8 protein-coding genes are annotated in these 8,721 nt (G+C 72.3%); 6 read left to right on the top strand and 2 right to left on the bottom strand.

Going from position 1 to position 8,721, the window contains the following annotated elements; genetic code table 11:
* Positions 1-2 precede the first annotated feature (2 nt).
* Entirely contained in the window at positions 3-731 is a 729-nt protein-coding gene (locus OG246_RS22110) for a ZIP family metal transporter (RefSeq protein ID WP_266466167.1), read from the bottom strand.
* Between the two features lie 148 nt (positions 732-879).
* Between OG246_RS22110 and cobM the strand changes: the two genes are divergently transcribed.
* Genes cobM through cobC form a run of 6 tightly spaced genes read left to right on the top strand, consistent with a single transcriptional unit; the run spans position 880 to position 7,371 of the window.
* The gene (gene cobM, locus OG246_RS22105) at positions 880-1,716 is read left to right on the top strand and encodes a precorrin-4 C(11)-methyltransferase (RefSeq protein WP_266466165.1); all 837 of its coding nucleotides are present in this window, start codon (positions 880-882) and stop codon (positions 1,714-1,716) included.
* Positions 1,713-3,020, top strand: coding sequence for a precorrin-6y C5,15-methyltransferase (decarboxylating) subunit CbiE (cbiE, locus tag OG246_RS22100; protein WP_323178326.1), 1,308 nt, complete (start codon positions 1,713-1,715; stop codon positions 3,018-3,020). The genes cobM and cbiE overlap by 4 nt, the downstream gene beginning before the upstream one ends.
* Entirely contained in the window at positions 3,017-4,753 is a 1,737-nt protein-coding gene (gene cobJ / locus OG246_RS22095; protein WP_266466162.1) for a precorrin-3B C(17)-methyltransferase, read from the top strand. The genes cbiE and cobJ overlap by 4 nt, the downstream gene beginning before the upstream one ends.
* Before the next feature lie 14 nt (positions 4,754-4,767).
* Positions 4,768-5,370 carry a precorrin-8X methylmutase gene (locus OG246_RS22090; protein ID WP_266470795.1) on the top strand — a complete coding sequence of 201 codons (603 nt, stop codon included), beginning with the start codon at positions 4,768-4,770 and terminating at the stop codon, positions 5,368-5,370.
* A complete protein-coding gene (locus OG246_RS22085; RefSeq protein WP_266466158.1) occupies positions 5,367-6,302 on the top strand; it encodes a sirohydrochlorin chelatase in 936 nt (311 codons plus the stop codon). The genes OG246_RS22090 and OG246_RS22085 overlap by 4 nt, the downstream gene beginning before the upstream one ends.
* Positions 6,280-7,371 carry an Rv2231c family pyridoxal phosphate-dependent protein CobC gene (gene cobC / locus OG246_RS22080; protein WP_266466155.1) on the top strand — a complete coding sequence of 364 codons (1,092 nt, stop codon included), beginning with the start codon at positions 6,280-6,282 and terminating at the stop codon, positions 7,369-7,371. The genes OG246_RS22085 and cobC overlap by 23 nt, the downstream gene beginning before the upstream one ends.
* Before the next feature lie 172 nt (positions 7,372-7,543).
* On the opposite strand, the gene OG246_RS22075 is transcribed toward cobC, so the two are convergent.
* On the bottom strand, positions 7,544-8,446 hold the full coding sequence (locus tag OG246_RS22075) for an SCO1860 family LAETG-anchored protein (protein ID WP_266466152.1): 903 nt from the start codon (positions 8,444-8,446) through the stop codon (positions 7,544-7,546).
* Positions 8,447-8,721: the final 275 nt, after the last annotated feature.

Here is an 8,721-nt window from a genome sequence, read left to right as displayed (position 1 = left end):
GCTCAGCCCGCGAGGCCCACCACCAGCCAGATGAAACCCGCGCCCGCGACCGTGCACAGCAGGGTCGAGCGGGCGGGGTGCTCGTGGTGTGCCTCGGGGAGGATCTCGGCGGCGGCGAGGTAGAGGAGTACGCCGCCGAAGAGGCCGAGATAGCAGCCGAGCAGTTGCTCCGGGATGGTGACGAAGAGCGTCGAGGCGGCGCCGGCCACGGGGGCCACCGCGTCGGCGACGAGCATCATGATCGCCTTGCGCCGGTCGTTCCCGTACAGGCTCGTGAGCGTGTACGTGTTGAAGCCGTCCGCGAAGTCGTGGGCGATGACGGCGAGGGCCACCGCCAGGCCCATTCCGCCGCCGACCTGGAAGGCCGCGCCGATCGCCACGCCGTCCATCGCGCTGTGGCCGACCATCGCGGCGGCCGCCGTGAGGCCGACCTCCGGCGCCCGGCCGCCGTTCTCGTCAGCGCCGTGTGCCGCCTGCCGGGCGGCCAGCAGGCGTTCCACCAGGTGGGCCAGCAGGAATCCGGCCACGAACAGCAGCAGCGCGGCCGGTACGCCGAAGACCTCGTCGCCCGCCGCGCTCAGCGCCTCCGGCAGCAGGTCCAGGCCGACCACGCCGAGCATCAGGCCGCCGGCCAGGCCGAGTACCAGATGACGTCGGTCGGTCACCCGCTGTGCCGTCCAGCCGCCGGCCAGCGTCATCAGGAACGCGCCGAGCGCGACGAGGACCGCCATAGGCCCTTGCTATCCGATCGACCGCCGTTCACGCACGCCCGTGGCCCCGTGTCCGCGTGTACGCCCTGAAGTTTCGTCACACACGCACCGTTCGAGCGCACTGATGTTCCGCAAGTTCCACATGTTCCGTAGGAGAGGACCCCATCCCATGGCCGACGCCCCCACCGGCAAGGTGACCATCGTCGGGGCAGGGCCCGGCGCCGCCGACCTGCTGACGTTCCGCGCCGCGCGCGCCATCGCCGAGGCCGACGTCGTGATCTGGGCGGCCAGCCTGGTGCAGGCGGAGGTCCTCGACCACGCGCGCGAGGGCGCGGAGATCCTGGACTCGGCGACGATGTCCCTCGAGGACGTGGTGGCCGTGTACGAGCGTGCCGCCGAGGAGGGGCTGAAGGTGGCCCGCATCCACTCCGGCGACCCGGCGCTGTGGGGCGGCACGCAGGAGCAGCTCGACCGGTGTGCGGACATCGGGGTCGAGACCGAGATCATCCCGGGTGTCTCGTCCTTCTCCGCCGTGGCCGCGCTCGCACAGCGCGAGCTGACGATTCCCGAGGTCGCGCAGTCCGTGATCCTCACCCGGCTCGGCGGCGGCAAGACGCCGATGCCGCCCGGAGAGGAAGTACGGGAGTTCGCCCGCCACGGGACGACGATGGCGCTGTTCCTGTCGGCGGCGCGCAGCGGTCAGCTGGTGCGCGAGCTGCTGGAGGGCGGCTACCCCACGTCCACGCCGGTCGTGGTGGCGTACCAGGTGACCTGGCCGGAGGAGCTGCTCGTGAAGTGCACGATCGAGACGCTGGAGGAGACGGTCAAGGAGCACAAGCTCTGGAAGCACACCCTCTTCCTGGTCGGCCCTGCACTCGACGCGAGCGGCACGCGCTCGCACCTCTACCACCCCGGTCACTTCCACGAGTTCCGCAAGGCCGACCCGCGGGCGCGTGCGGAACTGCGCGCGGAGCGGCGTGCGGCGCGCAAGGGCAGTCCGTCGTGACGACCGTCGTCGGTACGGATGCGGTCACCGTCGCGGGGACGGCTGCGATCACCGTCGTCGGTACGGGTACGGGGGCGCCGTTGCCTCCGGATGCCATGTCCGCCGTAGCCGGGGCCGGGCTCGTCGTCGGCGCCGCGCGGCATCTGGCCGCGGCACTGCTGCCGGAGGGGGCGGAGCGTGTCGTGCTCGGTCCGCTCGCACCGGCGCTCGATGTGATCGAGCGGCACGTGGACAAGGGGGACAAGCAGGGGCGGGTCGTCGTGCTCGCCTCCGGTGATCCCGGGTTCTTCGGGATCGTGCGGGCGCTGGCCGAACGCTTCGGGGCGGAGCGGCTGGACGTCCGGCCCGGTGTCTCGTCCGTCGCCACCGCCTTCGCCCGGCTCGGGCTGCCCTGGGACGACGCCGTGGTGGTCAGCGCGCACGGCCGCGATCTGCGTACGGCCGTCAACGTCTGCCGGTCACAGCCGAAGGTGGCCGTGCTGACCGGTCCCGGCTCGGGACCCGCCGAGCTGGGCGCCGCGCTCGCCTACCGGTGCGGGGACCGCGTGCTCGTCGTCGCGAGCGCCCTGGGCGACCCCGCGCACGAGCAAGTGGAGCGGGTCACGCCCGCCGAGGCCGCGGCCCGTGACTGGGGTACGGCGGTGAGCGTCGTCCTGTGCCTGGACGAGTCGCGTGCCCTGGCCCCCGTGCGAACCATGGCCGGACCGTCCGCCGGACCCGTCCGATGGGCCCTGGACGAGAGCGAGTTCGCGCACCGCGACTCGATGATCAGCAAGTTCGAGGTACGGGCGCTCGCGCTGGCCCGGATCGGGCCGCGGCTCGGCGAACTGGTCTGGGACGTCGGCGCGGGCTCCGGGTCCGTCGCCGTCGAGTGCGCGCGGTTCGGCGCCGCCGTCACCGCGATCGAGAAGACGCGGGACGGCTGCGACCGCATCCGCGCCAACGCCGAGGCGCACGGCGTCGATGTACAGGTCGTGCACGGGGCCGCGCCGACGGTGCTGTCCGATCTGGACGACCCGGACGCGGTCTTCATCGGCGGCGGCGGGCGCGAACTGCCCGCCATCGTCACGGCCTGCGCGCGGCGGGCCCGGCGGGCCGTCGTGATCGCCATGGCCGCCCTCGACCGGGTTCCGGCGGCCCGGGACGCGCTCACCGGTGCCGGGTTCGACTGCGACGGCGTACTGCTGCAGTCGTCCCGGCTCGCGCCGCTGCCGGGTGGCGTCGACCGGCTCGCGGCCACCAATCCCGTCTTTCTGCTGTGGGGCGTCCGGCCTCCGGCCCGTACCGAAGGAGTCCCCCAGTGATCGGCCTGATTTCCGCGACAGCGGCGGGCGCGGCTGCCCGTGACCGGCTGGCCGCGGCCTGGCCCACGCGTGCGCGGGTGTACGACGGGTCCGTCGGGGACGCCGTTCGGCGGGCGTTCGCCGAGTGCGACCAGGTGGTGTGTTTTCTTGCGACGGGGGCGGTTGTGCGGCTTGTCGCGCCGCTGTTGAGCGACAAGGCGTCCGACCCGGGGGTCGTGTGCGTCGATGAGGGCGGGCGGTTTGCCGTGTCCCTCGTGGGGGGCCACGGGGGTGGTGCGAATGAACTCGCCCGCGAGGTGGGTGAGTTGCTCGGGGCCGAGCCTGTGGTGACTACCGCGACGGATGCGGTGGGGATTCCTGGGCTGGATACGCTCGGGTTCCCGGTGGAGGGGGATGTCGCCGGGGTTTCTCGGGCCATGTTGGACGGGGAGCCCATTGCTCTGGAGGCTGACTTCCAGTGGCCGCTCCCCGCGCTGCCGTCGAACATTGGGAGCCCGGCGCTGGAAGCTGTGCCTTCCCGTCCCGCCCAGCGGGACGAGCGGTACCGGATCTTCCTCACCGACCGTGTCCTTGAACCCGCCGACCATGAAGTGGTCCTCCGTCCGCCGTCCCTCGTCGTCGGGGTCGGAGCTTCTAAGGGTGCCCCCGTCGACGAAGTCCTCGGGCTCGTCCAAGATGCCCTGCGGGACGCCGGGTTGTCGGCGAAGTCCGTTGCCGAGTTCGCGACCGTCGATGCCAAGGCCGGGGAGCCGGGCATCGTGGGGGCGGCCGAGCGGTTCGGGGTGCCCGTGGTGACGTACGGCGCCGAGGAGTTGGCGGGCGTCGAGGTGCCGAACCCGTCCGAGGCGCCGCTCGCCGCCGTCGGTACTCCCTCTGTCGCGGAGGCTGCGGCGCTCGCGGGCGGGGGTGAACTCCTGGTGCCCAAGCGGAAGTCGGTACGGGCGGACGGGCAGCCGGCGATGGCGACCTGTGCGGTCGTACGCCGGGTCGCGCGCGGCCGGCTCGCGGTGGTCGGGCTCGGGCCCGGTGCGCGTGATCTGCTGACGCCGCGTGCGAAGGCGGAGCTGCGGCGGGCGTCCGTGCTCGTCGGGCTGGACCAGTACGTCGACCAGATCCGCGATCTGCTGCGGCCGGGTACCCGGGTCCTGGAGTCGGGGCTCGGCGCCGAGGAGGAGCGGGCGCGTACGGCGGTCGCGGAGGCCCGGCGCGGGCAGGCCGTCGCGCTGATCGGCAGCGGGGACGCAGGGGTGTACGCGATGGCGTCGCCCGCGCTGGCCGAGGCCTCCGACGACATCGACGTGGTCGGGGTGCCCGGGGTGACGGCCGCACTGGCGGCCGCGGCGATCCTGGGAGCGCCGCTCGGGCACGACCATGTGTCGATCAGCCTCTCCGATCTGCACACGCCGTGGGAGGTCATAGAGCGGCGGGTACGGGCGGCGGCCGAGGCCGACATCGTGGTGACGTTCTACAACCCGCGCAGCCGGGGCCGGGACTGGCAGCTTCCCAAGGCGCTGGCGATCCTCGGCGAGCACCGGGAGCCGACAACGCCGGTCGGTGTCGTACGGAACGCTTCACGGCCGGACGAATCCAGTCGTCTCACCTCCCTCTCGGGACTCGACCCGGCGACGGTGGACATGATGACCGTGGTGACCGTGGGCAACACGGCAACCCGTGAGATCGCCGGCCGCATGGTGACGCCGCGCGGCTACCGCTGGCAGGAGGAGGCCAAGTGAGCGCTACGACCGGGGTGACACGTGTGGTGCACCCCATCGAGCAGGAGTCCTTCCGGCGGCTGCGCACGCGCCTGGACACCTCGCACTTCCCGCCGCTGACGCGGGCGGTCGTGGAACGGGTCATCCACTCCGCGGCCGACCTCGACTACGCGGCGGACCTCGTCACCGACGAACACGCCCTGGAGCGGGCGCATGCCGCGCTGCACGCCGGTGCGCCCGTCGTCGTCGACGTCGAGATGGTCGCGGCGGGCATCACCCGCCGCGACACCGTCTGCCGGCTCAAGGACGCCAAGTCCGGTCCGGGGCTGACCCGTTCGGCGCACGCGATCCGGCTCGCGTACGAGGACGTCGGGCCCGGCGCCCTCTGGGTGATCGGCTGTGCGCCGACCGCCCTGGAGGAGCTGCTGACCCTGAACGCCGACCCGGCGCTCGTCATCGGACTGCCCGTCGGTTTCGTCGGCGCGGCCGAGTCCAAGGCCGCGTTGCGCGAGAGCGGACTGCCCGCGGTCAGCAACGTGTCCGAGAAGGGCGGCTCCGCAGTCGCCGCGGCGGCGCTCAACGCCCTCCTGTACCACCCCGTATCCAAGGCTTTCGAGCCCTCTAAGGAGAAATCGTGACCACCCCGTCCCCCGCCCTGCTGATCGCCGGACACGGCACCCGGGATGAGGCCGGAGCCGAGGCCTTCCGTGACTTCGTACGGGAGTTGGGGCGCCGGCACCCCGAACTGCCCGTCGCGGGCGGGTTCATCGAGCTGTCCCCGCCGCCGCTGGGTGACGCCGTGGCCGAACTGGTCGAGCAGGGGGTACGGCGTTTCGCCGCCGTTCCGCTGATGCTGGTGTCCGCCGGGCACGCCAAGGGGGACATCCCGGCGGCGCTGGCCCGTGAGAAGGAGCGGCACCCCGGGATCTCGTACACCTACGGGCGTCCGCTGGGCCCGCACCCGGCGCTCCTCGCCGTCCTCGAGCGGCGCCTCGACGAGGCCCTCGGCTCCACTTCCCGTACGCCCCAGGACCGCTCTGATGTGACCGTCCTGCTGGTGGGGCGCGGTTCCACCGACCCGGACGCCAACGCCGAGGTGCTCAAGGCGGCGCGGCTGCTGTGGGAGGGCCGGGGTTACGCGGGCGTCGAGACGGCGTTCGTGTCGCTGGCCGCGCCCGATGTGCCGTCCGGTCTCGACCGCTGTGTGAAGCTGGGCGCGCGCCGGATCGTCGTACTCCCCTACTTCCTCTTCACCGGCATCCTGCCCGAGCGGGTGCGCCAGCAGACCGAGGGCTGGGCGGCCGCGCATCCGGAGGTCGAGGTGCGCTCCGCCGATGTCATCGGTCCCGAGCCGGAGTTGCTCGACCTGGTCATGGAGCGTTACCGCGAGGCCGTGCGGGGCGACCTGCGGATGAACTGCGACTCCTGCGTCTACCGCATCGCCCTGCCCGGCTTCGAGGACAAGGTCGGTCTGCCCCAGCAACCGCACTTCCACCCCGACGACGACGGTGACCACCAAGGACACCACGGACACCACCATGGCGGCCATGCACACTCCCACGCACACTGAGGGCGCGTCCGACGGCGACGCACACGATCTGCGGCACCACGGGGACGCCGAGGTGCGCGACGACGGTTCGGCGCTCGTCGATCTCGCCGTGAACGTCCGCGCCGACACGCCCCCCGAGTGGCTGCGCGAGCGGATCGCCGCCTCGCTGACCGGGCTCGCGGCCTACCCCGACGGGCGGGAGGCGCGGGCCGCGGTGGCTGCGCGGCACGGGCTGCCCGTCGAGCGGGTGCTGCTCACCGCGGGTGCCGCCGAGGCCTTCGTGCTGCTCGCGCGCGCTCTGAAGGTGCGCCGGCCCGTGGTCGTGCATCCTCAGTTCACCGAGCCGGAGGCGGCGCTTCGGGACGCCGGGCACTCCGTCGACCGTGTCCTGCTCCGCGCGGAGGACGGGTTCCGGCTCGACCCTGCGGCCGTTCCCGAGGACGCGGATCTCGTCGTGATCGGGAACCCGACCAATCCGACGTCCGTACTGCATCCGGCTCGCCTGATCGCCGAACTCGCCCGGCCCTGGCGGACGTTGGTCGTCGACGAGGCGTTCATGGACGCCGTGCCGGATGAGCGGGAGGCGCTTGCCGGGCGGACGGATGTGCCCGGGCTCGTGGTGTTGCGCAGCCTCACCAAGACGTGGGGGCTGGCCGGGCTGCGGATCGGCTACGTCCTCGCCGCCCCCGAGACGATCGTCGAGCTGGAGCGCGCCCAGCCGTTGTGGCCGGTGTCCACGCCCGCGCTTGCGGCGGCCTCGGCGTGTGTGTCCTCCCGGGCGCTCGCGGAGGCCGCCCACGCTGCCCACCGGGTTGCGGCGGATCGGGCCCATCTGGTGGCTGGGCTCAAGGAGTTCGAGGTGGACGGGTTGTGGGTGGTGGAGCCTGCGGAGGGGCCGTTCGTGCTGGTGCGGATTCGTGGGGCTGCCCTTGTGCGGCGTCAGCTGCGGGGGCTCGGGTTCGCCGTGCGGCGGGGGGACACGTTTCCCGGGCTGGGTGAGGAGTGGATCCGGCTGGCGGTTCGGGACCGGGTGACTGTGAATGGGTTTCTGCTGGCGCTGGATCGGGCGGTGACGGTGGTTGGGGGTTGAGGTGGTGTTTGCTCGCCCCCTCCGCCCCTACCCGTCCCGTCCCCTGGGGGCTCCGCCCCCAGACCCCCGTATCGCGCTGACGCGCTCGTCCTCAAACGCCGGACGGGCTGACACCGGGCGTAGCCCGGAAGCATGGGACGGGTAGGGGCGGAGGGGGCGAAAAAACCCTCCCTCACCCCCGACTACGCCGCCCCAAAGCCACCGCTCCCCCACCCACCGCAAGCAACACAACCGCCCCACCCACCACATACGGCGTCATCGCCCCACCTCCCGTCTCCGCAAGCCCCGCCTCCGCAGGCGCCCCCTGCGGCTTCACGTCCGCCACCGGGGCGTCGTCGGACGACACGACCGGCGCCTCACACGTCGCCCCCGCCAGAGTCACCGTCCCCTCCACCTCGGCCACATTCAGCTTCAACGGGTTGATGGACACCTTGAGTTCGAGCGCGGACGCGGCCGCCGTACGGGACGTGGTCGACGTCTTGGAGAGGTCGAGGCGAACAGAGCCGACCCCGGGCACCTCCACCACGGTCGGCCCACCGGCGGACAGCGTCACCTTCTTGCCGAGGACAGTGACCCCGCCCAGCAGATTCGACGTGGCCACGGGCTTCTCGCCCGCCTCACAGGTCGCCCGGGACGTGACCGACTCGACCTCGATGAGGGAGAGCAGCGGAAGCCCGGGAACATGGACCTTCGCATGGGCGAGGTTCGTGTACCCCTCGGCCTTCCGAGCGGACACCGTCGCCTTCGCGGCAGCGACCTCCGCACCCAGCACACTGAACGGCTGCCCGCCGTCGACGCCCTCCAACCGGGCGGTGAGCGCGGTCTTTTCGGAGCTCTGCGGCGCCCGCACCTCGTTGAGGGAGACGGTGAGCGGAACGTTCACCGTCTTGTTGAGCAGGGACACGTCGAGCCCGGTGCGCAGCACGACGGCGCTCGCGCTGCCCTGCTCGCCGGTGTCGTCGGTCGCGTGCGCGGACCCCGCGCCGGCGAGCGCGGCGGGGCCTGCGGCCAGAGCCGTTGCGGCGGCGACGGTGACGAACCGGCGTGCGGGCATGCGGAAGTTGTTGCCGTTCAAGGTGGGGGACCCCTCGTAAGAGACATGCTTGGGACCCGGTCAGGATTACGCACAGCGAGTGAACCGTGAGCGATCCTGCGTGACTTCACTCCAACGTGGCTTTTTGGTGCATGCATTCGAATCCCCAGGCACGGATGTTCCACGACGCCACCCCCACACCCCCATATCGAGCGGCGCGCCGTTCACCACCCAGCGCGCGGGGTGAAAGTGCTCAACGAGACGGCGAGCTGACACGTCACGCCCCGTCAACATCGTTCACAGTCCGGAACTCACCT

Source organism: Streptomyces sp. NBC_00620 (assembly GCF_026341825.1).
In the GTDB taxonomy this organism is placed as follows: Bacteria; Actinomycetota; Actinomycetes; order Streptomycetales; family Streptomycetaceae; genus Streptomyces.
The sequence above is the reverse complement of the archived record's forward strand: the minus strand, read 5'-3'. Positions and strand labels throughout refer to the sequence as shown.

Bases quoted from the DNA above. Each gene is read 5' to 3' on its own strand.
- OG246_RS22110 (WP_266466167.1), bottom strand. From the start codon at position 731: ATGGCGGTCCTCGTCGCGCTCGGCGCGTTCCTGATGACGCTGGCCGGC.
- cobM (WP_266466165.1), top strand. From the start codon at position 880: ATGGCCGACGCCCCCACCGGCAAGGTGACCATCGTCGGGGCAGGGCCC.
- cobC (WP_266466155.1), top strand. From the start codon at position 6,280: ATGCACACTCCCACGCACACTGAGGGCGCGTCCGACGGCGACGCACAC.